Origin of the sequence: Clostridium nigeriense, from assembly GCF_050585245.1 — a bacterium.
GTDB classification, from domain to species: domain Bacteria; phylum Bacillota; class Clostridia; order Clostridiales; family Clostridiaceae; genus Clostridium; species Clostridium nigeriense_A.
The window spans coordinates 54,923-74,666 of record NZ_JBNOOF010000006.1 but is presented as its reverse complement, the minus strand read 5'-3'; the positions used below and the strand labels follow the sequence as shown (position 1 = coordinate 74,666).

At 26.4% G+C, this 19,744-nt stretch carries 20 protein-coding genes; 15 read left to right on the top strand and 5 right to left on the bottom strand.

Translation table 11 applies throughout. The features are described 5' to 3' along the window. Positions 1-32: 32 nt before the first annotated feature. The gene (locus tag ACQPUY_RS10800) at positions 33-878 is read right to left on the bottom strand and encodes a DegV family protein (protein ID WP_430841234.1); all 846 of its coding nucleotides are present in this window, start codon (positions 876-878) and stop codon (positions 33-35) included. A gap of 184 nt (positions 879-1,062) precedes the next feature. Between ACQPUY_RS10800 and ACQPUY_RS10795 the strand changes: the two genes are divergently transcribed. The 6 genes from ACQPUY_RS10795 to ACQPUY_RS10770 all read left to right on the top strand — a co-directional run bounded on the left by ACQPUY_RS10795 (position 1,063) and on the right by ACQPUY_RS10770 (position 7,062). After that, on the top strand, positions 1,063-1,743 hold the full coding sequence (locus tag ACQPUY_RS10795; protein ID WP_430841233.1) for a cytochrome c biogenesis CcdA family protein: 681 nt from the start codon (positions 1,063-1,065) through the stop codon (positions 1,741-1,743). An 11-nt stretch (positions 1,744-1,754) separates the two neighbouring features. Further along, the gene (locus tag ACQPUY_RS10790) at positions 1,755-2,306 is read left to right on the top strand and encodes a TlpA family protein disulfide reductase (protein ID WP_430841232.1); all 552 of its coding nucleotides are present in this window, start codon (positions 1,755-1,757) and stop codon (positions 2,304-2,306) included. Between the two features lie 62 nt (positions 2,307-2,368). Further along, on the top strand, positions 2,369-3,532 hold the full coding sequence (locus ACQPUY_RS10785) for an AlbA family DNA-binding domain-containing protein (RefSeq protein ID WP_430841231.1): 1,164 nt from the start codon (positions 2,369-2,371) through the stop codon (positions 3,530-3,532). 224 nt (positions 3,533-3,756) lie between these two features. Beyond that, a complete protein-coding gene (locus ACQPUY_RS10780) occupies positions 3,757-4,335 on the top strand; it encodes a hypothetical protein (RefSeq protein ID WP_430841230.1) in 579 nt (192 codons plus the stop codon). Positions 4,336-4,532: 197 nt separating this feature from the next. Further along, a complete protein-coding gene (locus tag ACQPUY_RS10775) occupies positions 4,533-5,216 on the top strand; it encodes a helix-turn-helix transcriptional regulator (RefSeq protein ID WP_430841229.1) in 684 nt (227 codons plus the stop codon). A 70-nt stretch (positions 5,217-5,286) separates the two neighbouring features. Then, positions 5,287-7,062 (top strand): M3 family oligoendopeptidase, encoded by a 1,776-nt coding sequence (locus ACQPUY_RS10770; RefSeq protein WP_430841228.1) that lies wholly within the window; start codon positions 5,287-5,289, stop codon positions 7,060-7,062. 346 nt (positions 7,063-7,408) lie between these two features. Here the strand turns inward: ACQPUY_RS10770 and ACQPUY_RS10765 are convergent, their stop codons facing one another. Continuing rightward, on the bottom strand, positions 7,409-8,293 hold the full coding sequence (locus ACQPUY_RS10765) for a metallophosphoesterase (protein ID WP_430841227.1): 885 nt from the start codon (positions 8,291-8,293) through the stop codon (positions 7,409-7,411). Positions 8,294-8,699: 406 nt separating this feature from the next. On the opposite strand from ACQPUY_RS10765, the gene ACQPUY_RS10760 reads away from it, so the two are divergent. The 6 genes from ACQPUY_RS10760 to ACQPUY_RS10735 all read left to right on the top strand — a co-directional run bounded on the left by ACQPUY_RS10760 (position 8,700) and on the right by ACQPUY_RS10735 (position 14,572). Then, entirely contained in the window at positions 8,700-9,035 is a 336-nt protein-coding gene (locus tag ACQPUY_RS10760; protein WP_430841226.1) for an SdpI family protein, read from the top strand. Positions 9,036-9,052: 17 nt separating this feature from the next. Further along, the gene (locus tag ACQPUY_RS10755) at positions 9,053-11,665 is read left to right on the top strand and encodes a 3'-5' exonuclease (protein WP_430841225.1); all 2,613 of its coding nucleotides are present in this window, start codon (positions 9,053-9,055) and stop codon (positions 11,663-11,665) included. Positions 11,666-11,713: 48 nt separating this feature from the next. After that, the gene (locus tag ACQPUY_RS10750; protein WP_430841224.1) at positions 11,714-12,136 is read left to right on the top strand and encodes a UDP-N-acetylglucosamine pyrophosphorylase; all 423 of its coding nucleotides are present in this window, start codon (positions 11,714-11,716) and stop codon (positions 12,134-12,136) included. 136 nt (positions 12,137-12,272) lie between these two features. After that, positions 12,273-13,037 carry a threonine/serine exporter family protein gene (locus ACQPUY_RS10745; protein WP_430841223.1) on the top strand — a complete coding sequence of 255 codons (765 nt, stop codon included), beginning with the start codon at positions 12,273-12,275 and terminating at the stop codon, positions 13,035-13,037. A gap of 1 nt (position 13,038) precedes the next feature. Further along, the gene (locus ACQPUY_RS10740) at positions 13,039-13,503 is read left to right on the top strand and encodes a threonine/serine exporter family protein (RefSeq protein ID WP_430841222.1); all 465 of its coding nucleotides are present in this window, start codon (positions 13,039-13,041) and stop codon (positions 13,501-13,503) included. Positions 13,504-13,684: 181 nt separating this feature from the next. After that, positions 13,685-14,572: a ComEC/Rec2 family competence protein gene (locus ACQPUY_RS10735; RefSeq protein WP_430841391.1), complete on the top strand. Its 888-nt coding sequence runs from the start codon at positions 13,685-13,687 to the stop codon at positions 14,570-14,572. Between the two features lie 18 nt (positions 14,573-14,590). Here ACQPUY_RS10735 and ACQPUY_RS10730 read toward each other — a convergent pair whose 3' ends face one another. The 3 genes from ACQPUY_RS10730 to ACQPUY_RS10720 all read right to left on the bottom strand — a co-directional run bounded on the left by ACQPUY_RS10730 (position 14,591) and on the right by ACQPUY_RS10720 (position 18,008). Next, positions 14,591-15,796, bottom strand: a complete 1,206-nt coding sequence (locus ACQPUY_RS10730; protein WP_430841221.1) for a dicarboxylate/amino acid:cation symporter — start codon at positions 15,794-15,796, stop codon at positions 14,591-14,593. 140 nt (positions 15,797-15,936) lie between these two features. Continuing rightward, positions 15,937-17,433, bottom strand: a complete 1,497-nt coding sequence (yjeM, locus tag ACQPUY_RS10725) for a glutamate/gamma-aminobutyrate family transporter YjeM (protein WP_430841220.1) — start codon at positions 17,431-17,433, stop codon at positions 15,937-15,939. A gap of 152 nt (positions 17,434-17,585) precedes the next feature. Further along, positions 17,586-18,008 (bottom strand): hypothetical protein, encoded by a 423-nt coding sequence (locus ACQPUY_RS10720; protein ID WP_430841219.1) that lies wholly within the window; start codon positions 18,006-18,008, stop codon positions 17,586-17,588. A 231-nt stretch (positions 18,009-18,239) separates the two neighbouring features. Between ACQPUY_RS10720 and ACQPUY_RS10715 the strand changes: the two genes are divergently transcribed. From ACQPUY_RS10715 to ACQPUY_RS10705, 3 genes are read left to right on the top strand one after another with little or no spacing between them, the layout of a single operon-like run. After that, positions 18,240-18,578: a hypothetical protein gene (locus tag ACQPUY_RS10715; RefSeq protein WP_430841218.1), complete on the top strand. Its 339-nt coding sequence runs from the start codon at positions 18,240-18,242 to the stop codon at positions 18,576-18,578. A 28-nt stretch (positions 18,579-18,606) separates the two neighbouring features. Continuing rightward, on the top strand, positions 18,607-19,305 hold the full coding sequence (locus ACQPUY_RS10710; RefSeq protein ID WP_430841217.1) for a putative ABC transporter permease: 699 nt from the start codon (positions 18,607-18,609) through the stop codon (positions 19,303-19,305). Positions 19,306-19,318: 13 nt separating this feature from the next. After that, positions 19,319-19,732 carry a hypothetical protein gene (locus ACQPUY_RS10705; RefSeq protein ID WP_430841216.1) on the top strand — a complete coding sequence of 138 codons (414 nt, stop codon included), beginning with the start codon at positions 19,319-19,321 and terminating at the stop codon, positions 19,730-19,732. The last annotated feature ends 12 nt before the right edge of the window (positions 19,733-19,744 follow it).

The following is a 19,744-nucleotide window of genomic DNA, read 5'->3' as shown; positions in this document are numbered from 1 at the left end:
CGGAGAAACCACTATGTTATTTCTTTTTATATTTAGAGTTCTTTCATAACAGCTACAGCTAATAGCCTAGGGCCTGAATGTATTCCAACAGCTGGTGTTATAGTTCCTTTATACATAAAGGTTGTATTTTTATGTTGTGATAAAATTTCTTTTAGCCTTTCAGCCTCTTCATGCATAGTTCCTGTCATTACAATGACTTTCCCCTTACGTTTATCTAAGATTTCTGAAGCTAAAGATAATAGCTTTTTAAATGCTTGGTTGGATCCTCTTACTTTAGTAAAAGTAGTATATGCACCATCTTCGTTCATAGTTATAATTGGCTTTAAATTAAGCATTTGTCCAATTCCACCAGTAACCTTTCCTATTCTACCACCTTTAATTAAATATTCTAAAGTATCTACTGTAAAATACAGCCATAGATTTTCTCTTATTTTTGGAATCCTATCACAAATATATTCAAAACTTTTATTTTCTTCTATCATTTTACCAACTTCTATTACAATTAATCCAACTGCCATAGACAATATTTTTGTATCAAAAATAAAAGTATTTATGCTTTCAAAATTTTCACTAGCTAGCCTAAAACTATTTATAGTCCCAGATAATCCGGAGGAGACAGGCAATACTATTGCATGTGTATATCCTTCTTTAACTAGTTCTTCATATAAAACAGCTACATCTTCAACAGAAGGCATTGAAGTAGTTGGTAATTCTTTTGGTAATCTAGAATAAACTTCTTCAGGTGTAATATTAACTCCATCTATAAATTCTTTTTCTTTATAAAGTATTTTTAAAGATACAACTTTAACGTTGTATTTTTCAACATACTCCTTAGGTAAACCAGAAGTACTATCAGTTATTAAAGCTATTTTATTCATTATAACAACCCTTTCTATATCTTACTATATCAATAAGATATCATAAAATAATAATATATACAATAAGTAGTTTATAAAACTATGTAATGTTTTATTATAATTATTATTAGGTATTAAAAAAGTAACTTATTTAGTTTATTTATATGTTATGATATATTATTAAATAATGAAAAGGAGTGATTGTGTGAATTATTTTATTCTTTTTTTAGAGGGAATAATAACTTTTATTTCCCCCTGTATTTTACCTATGATTCCTATTTATGTTACTTATTTTATGGGAGGAAATGAAGATAAGAAGAGTAGTAAAGCTTTAATTAACTCAATTGGTTTTGTAATAGGATTTTCCATAGTATTTACAGTATTAGGGGCTGCAGCAGGAACCTTTGGTTCTTTTATACAAAGATATATGAAAATTTTTAACATTATGGCAGGAGTTTTATTAATTATATTTGGAATAAATTATATTGGTATTTTTAAGATTCCATTATTAGAAAGAAGTTTAAAGTTAAAAGGTAAAGAAGACTTAGGAAATCTTAATTTAACAGCTTCAATTTTATTTGGAATGATTTTTGCAATAGGATGGACACCTTGTGTAGGAACATTTTTAGGTTCAGCCTTAATGTTTGCAGCTAATAGGCAGAATACAATGGAAGGTATTTTTATGCTCTTATCTTATAGTTTAGGCTTAGGAATACCATTTATAATATCTGCATTACTAATAGATAGTTTAAAGAGTGCTTTTAAGTTTATTAAGAAAAACTATAAGACTATAAATACTATATCAGGTATATTATTAATAATAATAGGAGTATTAATGATGACAGGTTATTTGAATTTGTTATTATCTTGGTTAACATTTAATTAGGAGGGAATAAATTGAAAGAAAAGAAAAGATTAATTGTTTTATTAGTTTCTTTAGTTTTATTAATTTTTATAGTTAAGTTTGGTTATGGATATTTATCTGGTAAATATATGCCTATAGAAGGAGAAATTTCTACAGCTGATTTAAAAGAAGCAAAGGATTTTACGGTTTACGATAAAGAGGGTAATAAAATAAAACTATCAGATTTTAAAAATAAAAAACCTGTAGTTGTAAATATATGGGCAAGTTGGTGTGGACCATGTAAAGCTGAAATGCCATATTTTCAAAAAGCTATTAATGAATATGGAGACAAGGTTGAAATACTTATGGTTAATTTAACAGATGGTGAAAGAGAGACTAAAGAAAAAGCATTAAAGTTTTTACAAGACAACAATTTAGAAATGGATATATTATTTGATACTGATTTAAATGTAGCTAATACTTATAATATAATGAGTATACCTAGAACTATTTTCATTAATAAAAGTGGGGAAGTATCCTATGATATACAAGGATTAATAGATGAAGATATGTTAAAAGAAAATATAGAAAAATTAATAAAATAACAACTTATACCAATTTAATAGTAAAATATTAGTATAAATTATTTTATTAGGGGTGGATTAAAATGGATAGCAAGAAATTACTTTCTTTAATAAAAAAAGAAGAAGGAACAAAATTAGATTTTAAGTTAAAGCTATCCTTAGAATATGAAAGTAATAAAAAAGAATTATCAAAGGATGTTTGTGCAATAGCAAATTCTAGAGGTGGTAGAGGCTATATTATTATAGGTATAGAAGATAAGACTAAGAAGATAATTGGTTTAGAAGAAAAAGAAGTATTGAGAGAAGAGCAAGTTCAGCAAATTATTACTTCAAGGTGTGAACCACCAATACCAATATCGGTAGATACATTTTTAATAGAGAACAAAAGAGTGTGTGTAATAACTATTTTCTCTGGGGAACAAAAACCTTATCAAATAAGAGAAAATGGAGCTTTTTATACAAGAAGAGGCTCTACAACTGATACTATGAGAAAGCAGGAACTTGTTGAAGCATTCGAAGAAAATCTTAATTTCTTTATGGAAACCTCAATGATAAATAAGAGTGATATAAGTTTTCTTGATAATAATTTAATTAAAAAGTACTTTAAAAATAAAGGTATTGAAATAAACGAAGAAAATAAAGAGTTTCTATTAGAAACATCTCAAATTATTACTAGAGACAAAGACTCGGGAAAGATTAATTGTACTCTAGGAGGGGTTTTAATATTTTCTAGTTTTAACAGTATATGGTTGCCTCAAAATATGATAAGACTTATAAATAAGGTTAATAAGAATTTTGATGAAACTATTATAATTCAAGGTAATATTTTAGAGATGATAGACAAAGTGGAAAAAATTATTTCTGATATTGTGCCAAAGGAATATCCTATAAAAGCTATAATTGAAGCTGTAAATAATGCTGTTTTATATAGAGATTATTCTGCATTTGATAAAATAATAGAAGTAAACATAGGATTTAAGACAGTTATTATAACTAGTCCAGGCGCTATAATTAATAACAGTAATTTAAGTAAATATATTAATCAAAGTAAAAGAAATATGTGGCTTTATGAAAAAGTAATAACATTAGATAATAACAAAAGGTTTTTAAATAATGGACTAGGATTATTAAGAATAAAAAAATCTTTTAATAACTTGGGGAAGGTTAGATTTATTAATTCTGTTAAAGAAGATTACTTTAAAGTAGTTTTGCCGGGTGTTAATATTGTCAATAAGAGGAAAAATTAAGTTTATGATTTTGGCATAAGCTTAATTTTTTATTAGTATTATAAATATAATTAAGATAATGATTTATTAATAAAAATAGTATATACTAATATATATAATTTCTTAGATTAAAAAATCTAACTTAGAAAATTATAGAGTAAAATTAGTTGTTTTAAATTTTTAAGTATTATGTTATAATAATTATTATTAGATAATAGTAGCATACATAGTAAGAGGAGTTTAATATGAATAGTAAAGTAGAATTAATATTTGAAAATGATGAATATAGTGTAGTTGTAAATGGATCAATAGTAAATAAAGATAAGGATTTAGATAATGCCTTTGATAAATTTAAAAGTGTAATAAGTAATAACAAAACTGCTGAAGCTAGAGCTTGGGATGAAATAGTTGAAAAGTTTACAAACTTAGATAATAAGGATTTAGTAATAAATACTGAATATAAGACTATGGAGTATGGAAATATGAAGTATTTTTATAATATGGGTAGAGTGTTCTATATGGCAAATGGTCAAATGGTACCTTTAATAGGTGGATATGGTTTATTTAAATTTACATTAAATACAGTTTGTAAAGGAAGTTTAGAAAAAGCAAATGAATTTATAGAATTTTGTAAAGAGGTAATGTTATGTGATGTAAACTACAGAGTTACAGATTCTAGTATAATTGTTTCTAGTGCAAGTTTTAATTATGGATCAGCAGAGTATAACTTTTTTAGTGGAAAGATTAACAAAGGAGCTTCTATACTTGAAGGAAACTTTGCAGAATTTAAAAATTATGTTTTAAATACAATTAAGAAAAATTAGAAAAAAATAGACAGTGGAATTTAAATGATTCATCTGTCTATTTTTATATTAATTTAATAATTTTAGAAGTTGTTACTGTGATATTAAAAAAAATAATCTATATTAATTAGCATATTGTAAAATTTTAGGAGCGAATTGAAGGAGTTTTAAAATTTATAATATAATATGTATATAATTATTATAGGGGGATGAATTTTATGAATGATGGTTATGAAAGTTTTGAATCTGACTTTAATATTTTCAATAATAGAATGTCTTTATTAATTGAAGCTAGAAATAAAAATGAACTTATTAAGATAACAAAGGAAAAGCATTTATCAGAATTAACTGATGAAGTAGATAAGGAACATAAAAGAGATGACTTAGTTATTTGGAATGCAATTTATACTAGAGAAATTATTAGAAATGGGATATCAAAAAAATATTTGCATCCAATTTATAATAAGTTCTATAGAAGAATAAAAGAATCTAATTCTATGAAATATCTTCAAGAAATAGAACTTAATATGATTAATCAATATATGGAGTTACTTACTAATGATACTGAGATTACAGATAGCTTCACAGTCAATAAACTTCTACAAGCTCTTCATCTAAATATAGAAAATCATACATCCCTAGAAGAAATATGCAAAAATTTAAATATATCAGTTGGCTATGCATCTACTTGCTTTAAAAAGTACAAGGGTATATCAATAATGAGATATTTAAGAGAAATAAAAATAGATAGAGCGAGAACTTTATTATTAAGCACTGAAAAAAGCATTTTAGAAATAAGCATATTATTAGGTTTTCATGATCAAAGTCATTTTACAAATACTTTTAAAAAAATAGTTGGAGTTTCTCCACTAAAGTTTAGAAATAAAAATTATTTCATATAGGTGGCAATTTATTGAAAAAAGTTTAAATTAAGACTATAATTTTATTAATACTTTAAAAGGGGGCAAAGAAATGTCAAATAATTGGAGCTTAAATGAGCTTTATCCATCTTTTACATCAAAGGAATTTCTTAATGATCTAGAGAAGATAGATAAGGACATAAATAATTTAAAAATATTTGCAGAGAAATTAAATAATAGTAGTGATACTTTAAAATCACTAGAGTCTGTGATAAATAAAATGGAAAGTATTTATTTACTTATAAGTAAAACAGCATCTTTTGCAAGCTTAACAATAAGTGCAGATTCAAGAAACATTGAAGGAAGAAAATATTTAGATGTTGTAAATGCTAAAAATAGTCTTTTAGCTGAACCATTCACTAAAATATATAAATGGATTGCATCTATAGAAAATATAGATGAAGTAATCAAATCTTCTAAATTATTAAAGAATCATGAATTTATAATTAAAGAAATAGTTGAAAAAAATAAATATATGTTAAGTGATAAGGAAGAAGCTATAATTGCTAAGATGAGAACTACTGGTTCAGATGCTTGGTCAAACTATAAAGATTACTTAATATCAACTCATAAGGTAGATATTAATGTAGATGGAAAAGAGGAATCTCTTCCATTAACTGTTGTTTTAAATATGGCTTACAGCAAAGATCCAGATATAAGAAAAAAGGCATATGAAGCTGAAATAAACTCTTATGGAAAAATAGAAGAAGGAGTAGCAGCAGCTTTAAATGGAATTAAGGGAGAAGTAATAACTACTTCTGAACTTAAAGGATATAAATCGCCTCTTCACATGACTCTAGAAGAGTCAAGGATGGATGAAGAAATATTAAATGCCATGATAACAGCTATTAAAGAAAGTTTACCTGTATTTAGAAAGTACTTAAAAAGAAAAGCTGAGATTTTAGGGCATAAAAATGGTCTTCCATTTTATGACTTATATGCACCTGTTATAGAAAAAGAAATGAAGTTTACTTTTGAAGAAGGAAAGGCTTTCGTGGAAAAGAATTTTAGAGGATTTAGTAATAACTTAGCTGATTTTGTTGTTAAAGCATTTAATAATAATTGGTTAGATGTATATCCAAAGGAAGGCAAAGTAGGGGGAGCTTTTTGCGCTAGTATTAAGGATATTGGAGAAAGTAGAATATTATTAAACTATGGAGATAGTTTTAGTGATGTTGTAACTATGGCTCATGAGCTTGGACATGGTTTCCACGGAGAATGTTTAAATAAAGAGACTATGCTAAATTCTGAATATCCGATGACTTTAGCTGAAACTGCATCTAATTTCTGTGAAATAATTATTAAGAAAAGTGCAGTTAAAGATGCTCCTAAAGAAGAGGCTTTTGCAATTTTAGAGGCGGAAATATCTGATTGTAATCAAGTTATAGTTGATATATATTCAAGATTCTTATTTGAAAGTGAAGTTTTTGAAAAGAGAAAAGAGAGTTCTCTATCAGTAGAAGAAATTAATGATGCAATGATTAGAGCACAAAAGGAAGCTTATGGGGATGGATTAGATAGTAATTATCTTCATAAATATATGTGGACATGGAAGCCTCATTATTATTATGCTACTGCTAATTTTTATAATTTTCCATATGCCTTTGGAAACTTATTTGCTAAGGGGTTATATGCAGAGTATTTAAAGAGAGGAGAAAGTTTCTGTAAGGAATATGAGGAGTTATTAGCAGTTACAGGTAAGAATATGGTAGCTGATGTTACTAAAATAATGAATATAGATGTTCATGATGTTAATTTCTGGAGAAGTTCTTTAAAGCTTATTGAGGAAGATATAGAAAAATTTATAGAATTAAGTTATGAAATATAAGGTACTATAGCATAATATAGAATGTAAAATGAAGAATTGAAGAAAAAACTCCATTAAGAGTTTTAAAAATAAAATTATTTTAATTGAGCTGTCTGTAAGACAGCTCAATTTTATTATACGAGGAAATTATAAAAAGTTTACCATGCGAATATTTTTTGTGATTTCCTTCCTTTAGCTATGAAGTGCTTATATTAATTTTGCTATGACTTGGAACCTAGAAACAGAGCAAAAATTCATAATTCCGAGAAATGAGGAATTATTACCTTCAGTGTATAAAGAGATAAATATTGGATGACGGCGAATTGGAGCGTTAGGCGGAGCAAGGAATATAATATTTATCTCTTTTCTATTGTAAATTAATTTGAACTATTTCACTTTTGCTTCCTAATCTAACAGGAGGTCCCCAAGTTCCATATCCTGAGGAAACCACAACATTTAAATTATCTTTTTTTATATGACCATAATGGACTTCAAATAATTTGTTAGTTACTATATTACCAGGAGCAATTTGACCTTTATGAGTATGGCCAGAAAGCTGTAAATCAATATTAGCATCTAAACTTTCATTTAAATATTTTGGATTGTGGTCAACAACAATTAATGGCTTAGATTTATCTAAATCCTTTGTTAAATCTTCTAGAGAAGCACGAGACTTATTAGTGGATTTACTTACTGTTATATCGTCTCTTCCTATAATATAAAAGCTATTATTAACTAAAGTAGCTTCATCTCTTAATACAATTATTGAATTTTCTTTAAGTAGTTTAACTATTTCATTTTCAGATTTAGTTATAATATCATGATTACCTAAAGTTGCAAAAACACCATACTTTGATTTTAAATTAGAAAACTCATTTGCCATATTATGATTTAAAAATGGATTAATATCACTATCAATAATATCTCCAGCAATAATAACTATATCTGGATTAAGAGAGTTTATTTCTTCTACCATGGTTTTCAATCTTTCATTTCTAATTATATTACCTAGATGAAGATCTGAAACCATTACTATATTTAAAGGTTCTGTTAAACCTTCTTTATTTATTTTAATATTAATAGATTTAACATAAGAATTTTTAGCATTATAACTTCCTATTATAGTAATAAATATAAATACTAATGAAATTAATATTATTTCATATAAATAAAATTTATTACTAAAAAAAGGAGCTTTAGTAATTAGTAGATTTACTATTGCTAAAATAGGAAAGGATAGTGCTGAATACATAAGAAGACCTAGCCAATAGGCACCTATTAAGTAAAGAAAATTTGTTAAACTAGGTTTTATATATTTATTTAATATAAAAGAAGCGGTATAACATAAGGCTAAGACCCAAAATACAGGCCAGAATACTAAGGGGGATATTTTTAAAATTGAATTAAAGCCCTTAAAAAATATACTACCCATTATATAATTCACTAACAAATATACAGAAGTAAATATAATAAATATAAATTTATTTTTCCCTTTCAATTTTATCAACTCCATAAATAATTTTTAGATAATTATAACATATTAGATTTTTTTATTAAATAATAGAAGTTTTAACTATAGATAAAATGTTGAATAATGAAATTATTAAATATTAGAGTATAATAATTGTATAAATAAAAATATTGGAGATGAGTATTTTATGATACTATTAACAACAGCTATAGTATTTCTTTTATGTGGTTTATTAATGTTTAAATTTCCACCTGAGAGTATAAATGGAGTAATAGGATATAGAACGCCTATGTCTATGAAAAATAAGGATACTTGGGATGAAGCACAAAAATATAGTGGTATTAGCATGATTATATTAGGTGGGATAAACATTCTTTTAGGAATACTATCTTATTTAGTTAAAGGTTTTTTAGTAAATGAATCATTTCAATTGTTGTTTACGTTAATAGGTGCAACAATTATGATAATAATTGATGAAGTTCATTTAAGAAAAGTATTTAATAAAGATGGTAGTAGAAAGTAAAGCTAGGAGGACTAAATATGACTTTAAATAAGGAACAAGCTTTAGTTGTAAATGAGTTAGAGAATAATATTCTGCTTCTTGCATCAGCAGGCACAGGAAAAACTAATACATTATCAAGTAGAATTTCTAATATTATTAATTTAAAAAAAGCAGAGCCTAAAGAAATCTTATGTATTACTTTTACTAATAAAGCTTGTGCAGAAATGAGAGATAGAATTGAGGACGTTGTAGGGGATAGTGCAAAGGATATTACTATTAGAACATTCCATAGCTTTTGTTTCGATTTAATTAAAAGTGAGGCAAAAAAGAGAACAGATATATTTACGGACTTTATAGTTTTTGATGAGGAAGATTGTAAAGAAATAATTAAAGAATGTAATTTTTATAATTACCCTGTAAATAAACTTCAACAGTTTATAGAATTAGTTAAAATTGAAAAATCAAGATTAAATTTGTCAGGAGAAGATTTATTAAAGACTTATAATGAAGTTGTTAAATATATTTTTAAATATAATTATGAAAAAATAAAATCTCTATGCAGCAATAGAGGAAGTTTAGATTTTCAAATGGAAAAAGATTTAGAAAAGCATGGGGGAGCATTAGTAATAGTATATAACTCTTTACTTTATAATAATCATGGATTAGATTTTGCAGATTTAACTATAAAAGCAAAAGAGCTATTACTTGATGAGGATTTAGTTTCAAATTTAAAAAATAAATTTAAGTATATTAATATAGATGAAGTTCAGGATACTAGCACTTTAGAGTATTCAATTATAGAAAAGATATTTAAAAATAATAATATATTGCTTTGTGGGGACATGTTTCAAACTATTTATGGATGGAGAGGTTCAGAGCCAAATAGAATTTTAGAGTTGTTTAAAGAAAAATATAATCCTATTGAAGTAGTTTTTTCTAAAAATTATAGGTCTACAAAATATATTACTGATGGATCTTTAAGTTTTTTAGAAAATGCTTTTAAAAAACAATATTCTTCTATATATAAAGAAAAGATAACTTCAATAACAAGTTTAACTGGAGAAAAAATTAAACTTAAAGAGACTAAGACCTTAAGAGAAGAAGCTAGGTTTATATTCGATGAAGTAAGAAAACTAAGCAAAGATGGAGAAGATGCTTCAAAGGTTTGTATATTAAGTAGAGATAATAATTACAATATAAGTTTAAGCAGGGAGCTTCAGAATATAATTGGATATGAAGGTTCAGATTTTGAATTTATATTAGTTGATCAATTTAAATTCTTTAGAAGACAAGAAATAAAAGATATAATAGCCTTTTTAAAACTTATAGCTAATAGGTATGATAATGTAAGCTTAAGAAGGATAGTTAAAAGATTACCTACAGGAATAGGTGAATCAACATTAAAGGTCATTGAGTCTAAAGAGTATAAAGAAGTTGGAATAGCTTTAACAGATTTTATAGATGAAGATGTAAAAATATATGGAGAAAAGTATTCTTTATTAATAGAGGAACTTCAAAAAGATAATATAATAGTATTTGATGTAGAAAGTACAGGAACTGATGTTACAGAAGATGAAATAATTCAAATTGCAGCTATAAAAATAAATAAAGAAGGTAGAGTAATAGACAGTTTTGAGAAATTTTTAAAGAATAAAAAGTCTGTAGAAAAGTCTTTTAAAGTACATGGATTTAGTGATGAATTTTTAAAGGAAAATGGAGAAGATAAAGAAAAAGTATTAAAAGAATTTATAGAGTTTTCTAATGGTTCAGTTATTGTGGGGCATAATGTTCAATATGATATAAATATTTTAACTAGTGAACTTTCTAGAAATAAAATAGAAGGACCTAATTTTAAAACCTTTTATGATACTTTAGATATATATAGGAGATTCCATACTAGATTAGAAAACTATAAGTTAGAGACTTTAAGTAATATATTTAAAACTGATAATAAACCTAGTCATGATGCTATGGATGATATCTTAGCTACAAAAGATTTATTAATTAGAGCTTTATATAAGGATATAATGCCTACATCTTTTAATAGGATTAATTTTGTTGGCAAGCATATAAGAGCTTTTTCTAAAATTAATGAAGCATTAAATTCTTTATTTGAAAGATCTAAAGATAAAAGACCTCAAGATATTATTGTTGATATAATTAAAAGTTTTAGCATTAAAACTTTATATAGTGGTAGAAGTAGTGAAATTGAAAAGGAAGCTAATGAAAAAATTGAAAGACTTAGAGATTTTTATGTTTTAGTTAAGGAGCTTGATGATAATAGTAAAAGTAATAGAGATTCACTATTAGATATAATAAGAATAACTGGACTTTCTAATGGAGAGCTAGAAAGCTTAATAGTAAGTAGAACTAAGAAAAAAAGGATACCTATTATTACAGTTCATCAAGCAAAAGGATTAGAGTTTGATACCGTATTTATATGTGGGCTTCAAGAAGGAGTATTTCCTTCATATATGGCAATTAAGTCAAATAACCTTGAAGAGGAAATGCGAACTTTCTACGTAGCCTTAACAAGAGCTAAAAAACATTTGTACTTGACATACCATTTGTATGAAGATTACGGAAGGGAAAATAAAAGAAGTAAGTTTATTGCACATATTAATAAAGAATATATAGATAATGATTATTAATTGTAGTATAATTAAATAAACTTTATAAATACTGTGAGGAAGAAATTGATGAAATATAATTTAAATATTTATGAACTTGGACAACTATTAACGAAAATTACAGAAGAGTATAACTTAGAGTTATTATCTAAGATAAAATTAAGTGGTGGCTGGATGACTATGACTGGAAAAGTTGAAGTTGTAGGAGTCCCAGAAAATAAAGTTGTTCTTAAGGGAAATAACATAATTACATTAAAAGTAAAAGAGGGTGGATGTGAAGGTAGTTTAATAAAAATTACTGGAGCTAAAGATGGAATTTTTAATATTGATTTATCACCAACCAAATATAAGGAATTCGGGAATTCAGGTCTTAACTTAAATAAAGTTAAGATAAATAATAATGAAACTAAGCTTAGAATTGATGAAGATGTGATATTTACCATAAGGGAAGCATCAGTTAAGTCTATAGAAAATATAATTAATAGTATATAAAATTAAAAAAGATGAAGGAGATTTACCTCTTTCATCTTTTTTAATTTTAATGAAAAATGTATTAAAATCTATATAGACATGGTAATTTTAGAATTGTATAATAAATGAAGTTAAGTTTTATAAGAAGGGATAAAAAATGGAGATAAATGAAATACTTGAAGTGGCCTCTTATGCAGGGAAGATAATGTTAGAAAGTGGTGCTGAAGCTTATAGGGTTGAAGAAACTATGAACAGAATTTGTACATCTTTAGGTGTAGAATCGGCAAGTAGTTATGCGACTCCTACTGTAATAATTGCTTCTGCTTCTCATAAAGGAATAATAAAATCATTAGTTGTAAGAATTTCTAATAGATCGGTAGACTTACAAAAAATTCATAAAGTAAATGATTTAGCAAGGCATATATGTAGTAAAAATATTACATTGGAAGATTTAAAAAGAAAGCTTAAAAAAATTGAAGAGGAAAAAAGATATTCTGATAAAGTTACAATTTTATTTTCTGCCATAGGTGCTTTTGGGTTTGTATTTTTATTTGGAGGATCTTTAAGAGATGCTATAGCTGCTTTTTTTATTGGATTAGTAGTAAAGTATGTTACTATAAAAAATGAAAAAATGGGACTGAATTCATTTTTTATTACTAGTATAGCAGCAGGAATTTTAGCATTATTAGCTATTTTCTCTATTAAAATTAATTTAGCGAATGATATGGACAAGGTTATCATTGGGTCTATAATGTTATTAGTTCCGGGATTATCCATTACAAATGCTATTAGAGATACAGTAGCTGGAGATTTAGTATCAGGTCTTGCAAGAGGAGCTGATGCATTCTTAACAGCTGTTGCAGTAGCTGTAGGTACTGGTGTGATTTTGAGTTTTTGGATTAGTTTATTTGGAGGAATATAAAATGATACTTGAAGTGATGGCTGCTTTTATTTCAACATTTGCATTTGGAATAGTTTTCAATATAAAAGGTAAAAATTTAACTTTTGCAGCACTATGTGGTGCCTTAGGGTGGTTCGTTTATAAGTTTTCCTTAATGATTGGAGTATCAGATACAACATCATTATTTTTAGCGGCATTAGCATTAAGCACATATTCAGAGATTTTTGCAAGAGTATTAAAAACTCCTGTAACTACGTTTGTAATTGCAGCATTAATTCCTTTAGTTCCAGGAGGAGGAATGTATTACACTATGGTAGAAGCAATAACTGGAGATGTTATGAAATCATTAGAAATAGGAATAAATACGATGGCTTCAGCAGGATCCTTAGCACTAGGAATAGTTTTAGTTTCTACTATTACTAAGATATTAATAAAAAATAAAAAGGTAAAAATTGAAGTGAATAAAAATGTAATTATCCACAAATAATAAGTTTGTAGTCAGAAGTTATTATTTTATTGACTATGGCTATGGGGCGCTGCAGGACATAATGTAGCGCCTTTTGACATTTTTATAATTAGTACATATAATATTTATAATATAAAGATATTTTTAGGAGGAAGAAGTTTTGACTAAAGAGAATGACTTAAAAAAAGCCTTTGAAAAAAATATGAAAAAGCATAAGGGTAATAAAAAGGCTCAATTATTAACTATTATAATCTTTGGGATTATAGCTATTTTTTCAGCTTACTTTGGTAAGGATATAATAAGCACTAATGTAGGTACACCAACAGGAGTTTTAGAAATATCTTATTTAGATGTTGGACAAGGTGATGCAGCTTATATTAGAGTAAATGATTTTGATATACTTATTGATGCTGGCCCAAAAAGCGATTCAGATAAATTAATGAAGCAATTAGAAGAAAAAAATATTGATGACTTTGAAATAGTTATTGCAACACATCCTCATGAAGACCATATTGGAGGAATGACAAAGGTTTTTGAAAAGTATGATGTAGAAAGTTTCTATATGCCAAAGGCAACTAATACAACCAAGACATTTGAAAATATGATGAAGGCAGTAAGTAATGAAGGGTTAAATGCAAATGTAATAAAAGAAGGGACAAGTTTTGAATTAGGAGAAGGAGCTAGGATAGATGTTTATTCACCTATACAAGAAAGCTATGATGATTTAAATGATTATTCACCTATAATGAAGTTAACTTATGGAAATAAAGCATTTATATTTACAGGAGATGCAGAAAAAGTTGTAGAAGAAGAAGTGGTAAAGAAATATGCAAATGAACTAAAAGCTGATGTCATTAAGTTTGGTCACCATGGTTCAAGTACTTCCTCTACTAAAGAATTTATAGAGGCTATTTCTCCAAAGTATGGAATAATAAGTTGTGGAGTAGATAACTCTTATGGTCATCCACATAAAGAAACATTGAAGATTATAGATGAAATGGGAATTGAAGCATATAGAACAGATAAACAAGGACAAATAACAATTACTTCAGATGGAAATAATATCGAAATAAAAACTCAAGCTATTTAAGCTTGAGCTTTTATTTTTTTACTCTAAAATTGGATTAGCATTTAAATCATTATCTATTTGAGTATCTTTGCTTAAAAGTTTATCCATTATTATTGCAATAGCACCATCACCAGTTACATTAGTTGCAGTTCCAAAACTATCTTGAGCTGCATGTAAAGCTATCATTATAGGTTTTTCTAATGTTCCAAATCCAAGCATAGATTCTAAAATACCTAAAGCTGCCATAACACCACCTCCAGGAACTCCTGGAGCTGCAACCATGGTTACTCCAAGCATAAATATAAAAGGTAACATAATTGAAAAAGTAGGTATTCTTCCTGTCATATACATTACAGCCATGGAAGTTAAAACTAAGGTAATTGTATCTCCAGCTAAATGAATTGTAGCAGCTAAAGGGATAACAAAATCAGTTACTTCTTCACTAACTTCATTATTTTTTACACACTCTGCAGTAACAGGAATAGTTGCTGAAGAAGACTGTGTACCAACTGCTGTTAAATAAGCTGGTATCATATTTTTTATTAGCTTTAAAGGGTTTACCTTTTTAATTACTCCAGCTAAGGAATATTGTAGTAAAATATATAAACCTTGGATAATAAATAGAACTGTATAAACTATAGCAAAACTTTTAATGGTAGTGAAAATTTCTCCACTAAAACTAAGTCTAGCAAAAATTGATCCTATGTAAAAAGGTACTAGAGGTATTAAAGCTTTAGAAGTTATATTTAAAACTATTATATTGAATTCATTGAATATATTGAGTATGCTGCTATTTTTTATTTTTGATAAGCTTATGCCCATAACAAAAGAAAAGACTAAGGCTGAGGTTACTGACATAATTGGAGTAATTTCTATACTAAAAAATGAAGATATATTATTTCCTGATGCTATTACTAAAGTATTGGCTTTTAAGAATTTAGGTAAAATATTTGAACCTGCAAAAAAAGCAATAAAACCAGCACCTAAAGTTGAAATATAAGCTAGAATAGTAGTAATTAATAAAGCTTTACCAGAATTACTACCAAGAGAAGCTATACCAGGAACTATAAATCCAATCATTATTAGTGGAATTATAAAAGATAAAAAGCTACCAAATAATTCACTAAAAGTAGCTAAAGATTTAATTGGAAATTCAAAATTTATATATTTACATATTAATCCTAAAGTTATACCAATTAATAAAGCTAAAAAGATTTTAAAAATTAAAGATGTATTTTTTTTCATATTTAAGCCCCCTAAAAAGTGTATTCATATAAAAAACAAGTGTTTTTATTATGAATACATAATACTACCTTAGGAATTTTTTGTCAAGAAAAATAATAAGGAAGATAAATAATTTACTTTTTATCTTCCTTGTCATAGCTTTATTTAGATGTCTTCTTTTCATATGAAGAATACAGTAATAGTGCGATAACTCCAAATACAATTGGACCAGCAATTTGAAATATAGTTGATAGATAGTCTTTAGTTTCTAAAGCCGGTTGTAATATTGTAAATATATTAGCGAAACCAACTGTTAAAGTAACTATAATTGAGGCTACTGTAGCAAGTTTTGTACTTTTATAAATTTCAAAGGGTTTTTTTATTCCTTCCTTTTTCTTAAAATGAATAAAGGCATAGGATAAAAACATATAAGGAATAGTCATTGCAACATTTCCCATTAAAACTAAGTAATTTAAAAATACACTTGCGCTTTTTCCTCCAAATGAAGAGATAAGAATAATTGCTACAACTATAATACATTGTATCCACATAGCATTTTTATGCATATTATTTTCATCTTTTTCATTCCAAGATTTAGGCCATATACCAGAAGGAGTACCTTCAATTAGTTGTTTGAGAGGAGAATAGGCTAGTGTAAAGAATGCTCCTAATAGAGCTAAAAACATTGAAAGTCCAATATATCTTGCAAATAATGAGCCTAAAAGTTCTATGGTACTTTGTGAAAAGTTAAGAGCTTTTCCAATTTCAATACCTAGGTTTTTAATGACTATATAGGATACGTTAGCCATATTAACCTCTTCTCCAGTTAAAATATCATTCCAGTTTATAAAGAATCCTACAAATAAAATTGCCAGTGAATATCCTATTGCAATAACAATTGCTGCAATTTTTATGCCTCTTGGAAATGTTACTTTAGGATTTTCAGTAGAATCAACTAAACCGCCTACGACTTCTAAACCACCATATGCAAATAGAGCAAATACTAGGAAGCCTAATATTCCAAGGGGAGTTTGATAAAATGGATTAGGTGAAGCTATAAAAGCTTTTGCATTTATTGGTTGTGCTAATTTAAAATTATTCATAAATAAAACGATTAATCCACCTATTAATAAAACTAAATTTGCACTAGTTACAAATATCCCACCAACAGATGCTACTTTTGCAATTCCCTTTAATCCTTTAGAGGATATATAGGTTATTAATATTACAAATAATGCACCTAAAATACCCAATGTCATGGGAGCATTTAATCCAAATAATGACCAAGTTGAAGTAGTGTCTTTTCCAAATATTAGGTTAGATAAAGGTACCCAAATAGATGATGATACACTAACCATCCATATTAAATATGAACTATACCACATAAAGGTTCCTATAAAGGCGTATTTAGGACCGATTGACTTGTCCATCCAAGTATAAATACCACCAGTTTCTTTTCTAAAAGCTGCACCAAATTCTGCCATCATAAATGCATAAGGAATAAAGAAGAAAATAGCAGAGAATATGTACCATGGGATTGCAGAGTATCCCATTAAGTAAAAGGCTCGTGGAATATTGTTAAAACCATATACAGATGTAAAAATCATTAGTATAAGAGCAGATAATGTTAATTTATTAGTGTTTTTTTTATTAGACATTATTAAACCTCCTTTAGTATGCATAGTTTATTTTGTACATAATTGGTTTAATATATTAAGGGAAGTTTATCCATTCTTATATTTAATTGATTAATATGTTTATAGTATTATGTTATAATTAAAAAATGAGCTGTCCTTAAGACAGCTCTAAACTATGTTCTAAAATCAAATTTATGTAAGCACCTTTTGCAGGTTACAACTATTTTTCCTTTCTTCCTTGGAAGTCTTAGTTTTTGACCACAATTTGGACACTTTGTAATTTTATAATTTTTCTTTTCAGTAATAGTTTTTTTTATAATTTGAAAAGCGTAAGAAAAACTAGTGAAATCAATTGGTTGAGAATTATAAGGGATTCTTAATCCAAACTTTGATAAGGGTTTATTTAAAAAGCTAATTAGAGTATTATTTTCAGATTGTCTTTTATAAATATTCTTAGAAAAAATTCTAAATATAGATATTAATGTAAGAGCAGTTCCTATAAACATCGTATATTTTGAAAAATTTAATAACGAAGCAATCAATAATAAAAGTAGTGATAATAAATCAATTCCGTAGATACCTTTTAAAAAGTTCATGTCAACACCTCTGTATAATATAATTAAATATATTATATTACAAAGAGTATGTTTCAGCAATTTATACTAAAAATATAATAATTTATTAACAATTTTATATTTTACTATAATAAGTAATTAATATAATTTATGTTGTAAAATATAAAAAACAAAAATATAATTAAAACTATAACGAAATATATATTTATGAGAATGGGATTTTCTTATGAATATAACTAATGAGGTGAATATATGAATGATTTAAAAGATTATATAGCTAGAATATCAAAGGCATCAACATATTTTTCTTTTAGAAATGGGCCAATAAAAAAGCTTTATGAAGAAGGTAAGTTAACAGATGATGAATTTAAAGAAGTTCAAAAATATATGCAAAATCATTTAGCTTATCTTTTTAATGTTTTACTAGAGGAAAATGATTTAAAGAAGTTTGATTTAATTATTTCAACTATGGACAAGTTCTATATTAATGATAATGAAGATATAAAAATTGAAGATGATGGATTCGATAATTTTTATAATAAGTTATTTAACATAAATGCAGTTAAGAGTGAGATTAATTTAAAAAAGTAATAATTTTTGATTATTTGGGGGAATGGATATGTGGTTTTTAACTTGGTTTTTATATTTTAGTGTATATAGCTTTTTAGGGTGGATATGTGAAGTTATATATTGTTCTATTCCAGAGAAAAAATTTATTAATAGGGGATTTTTAAATGGACCAGTTTGTCCTGTTTATGGTTTTGGTGCATTATTAGTTATTTATATTATGGAATGTTTAAATATTGATTCCCCTATATTAATATTTATTTTTGGTGGAGTTATAGCTTCAATAATTGAGTTTATTGCAGATATTTTACTTGAATATGTATTTCATACAAGACTTTGGAATTATTCAAATAGAAGGTTCAATATAAAAGGTAGGGTTTGCTTATTGAACTCAACATTATTTGCAACATTAGCCCTTGTTTTGTTAGAAATTATACATCCTTTAATAGTTGGATTTATAAGTAAGTTTTCAAATTTATCTATTATATTAGTAGCAATTTTAATTTTAATTATATTCATAGTTGATATGTCATTAACTGTTAGTGAAGTAGTTAATTTAAATATTACTCTTAAAAATATGAATATTTTAGATAAGCTTAAGAAAGAATTTAATAAGAAAGAATTCAAACCTAAAAGAGTTAGAAGACTTATTGAAGCTTTTCCTCAATTGGAACATAAAAAGTATAAAGAGGAATTAAAAAAGCTTAAGTCTTTAATAAAAGAATCTATTGAAAATAATATAAAATTATAATTTGGAGGTAAGTATGTATATAGCCTTTGGAAGAAGAGTAGTAGATACTGATGAAATTAAAGAAAAAATCGAAGAAAGCACTGAGTTTAAAGTGTTGAAAGATATGAGTAAAGGAACAAAAAGAGAAGATAGTTTTGCCTATAACTTAAGTATATCAATAGATATTTTAAATGAAATAATAAGTGATGATTATAGTATAGATGATTTAAGTGAAGATGATTTGTTTGATGAATATATGAGTTTATCAGAAGAATTAGCTACAGATATGGAAGATTTATTACCAGAAGAATCTATAATAGATGTTAAAGCTTATAAATGGGATTTATCAGATAATGATATAAGAGTAGTTTTAGCAGGAGTTAATGAAGAGGTTGGAGAAGGAAAATTAAAAGATGTAATGAGAAGATTAGTAACTCAATTAGAATAATTAGAAAAGGTG

Excerpts from the sequence above, each read along its gene's own strand:
- ACQPUY_RS10735 (WP_430841391.1), top strand. The coding sequence starts at position 13,685 with ATGAAAAAGCATAAGGGTAATAAAAAGGCTCAATTATTAACTATTATA.
- ACQPUY_RS10745 (WP_430841223.1), top strand. The coding sequence starts at position 12,273 with ATGGAGATAAATGAAATACTTGAAGTGGCCTCTTATGCAGGGAAGATA.
- yjeM (WP_430841220.1), bottom strand. The coding sequence starts at position 17,433 with ATGTCTAATAAAAAAAACACTAATAAATTAACATTATCTGCTCTTATA.
- ACQPUY_RS10800 (WP_430841234.1), bottom strand. The coding sequence starts at position 878 with ATGAATAAAATAGCTTTAATAACTGATAGTACTTCTGGTTTACCTAAG.
- ACQPUY_RS10730 (WP_430841221.1), bottom strand. The coding sequence starts at position 15,796 with ATGAAAAAAAATACATCTTTAATTTTTAAAATCTTTTTAGCTTTATTA.
- ACQPUY_RS10775 (WP_430841229.1), top strand. The coding sequence starts at position 4,533 with ATGAATGATGGTTATGAAAGTTTTGAATCTGACTTTAATATTTTCAAT.
- ACQPUY_RS10705 (WP_430841216.1), top strand. The coding sequence starts at position 19,319 with ATGTATATAGCCTTTGGAAGAAGAGTAGTAGATACTGATGAAATTAAA.
- ACQPUY_RS10765 (WP_430841227.1), bottom strand. The coding sequence starts at position 8,293 with ATGTATTCAGCACTATCCTTTCCTATTTTAGCAATAGTAAATCTACTA.
- ACQPUY_RS10780 (WP_430841230.1), top strand. The coding sequence starts at position 3,757 with ATGAATAGTAAAGTAGAATTAATATTTGAAAATGATGAATATAGTGTA.
- ACQPUY_RS10785 (WP_430841231.1), top strand. The coding sequence starts at position 2,369 with ATGGATAGCAAGAAATTACTTTCTTTAATAAAAAAAGAAGAAGGAACA.
- ACQPUY_RS10750 (WP_430841224.1), top strand. The coding sequence starts at position 11,714 with ATGAAATATAATTTAAATATTTATGAACTTGGACAACTATTAACGAAA.
- ACQPUY_RS10715 (WP_430841218.1), top strand. The coding sequence starts at position 18,240 with ATGAATGATTTAAAAGATTATATAGCTAGAATATCAAAGGCATCAACA.
- ACQPUY_RS10770 (WP_430841228.1), top strand. The coding sequence starts at position 5,287 with ATGTCAAATAATTGGAGCTTAAATGAGCTTTATCCATCTTTTACATCA.
- ACQPUY_RS10755 (WP_430841225.1), top strand. The coding sequence starts at position 9,053 with ATGACTTTAAATAAGGAACAAGCTTTAGTTGTAAATGAGTTAGAGAAT.
- ACQPUY_RS10710 (WP_430841217.1), top strand. The coding sequence starts at position 18,607 with ATGTGGTTTTTAACTTGGTTTTTATATTTTAGTGTATATAGCTTTTTA.
- ACQPUY_RS10740 (WP_430841222.1), top strand. The coding sequence starts at position 13,039 with ATGATACTTGAAGTGATGGCTGCTTTTATTTCAACATTTGCATTTGGA.
- ACQPUY_RS10720 (WP_430841219.1), bottom strand. The coding sequence starts at position 18,008 with ATGAACTTTTTAAAAGGTATCTACGGAATTGATTTATTATCACTACTT.
- ACQPUY_RS10760 (WP_430841226.1), top strand. The coding sequence starts at position 8,700 with ATGATACTATTAACAACAGCTATAGTATTTCTTTTATGTGGTTTATTA.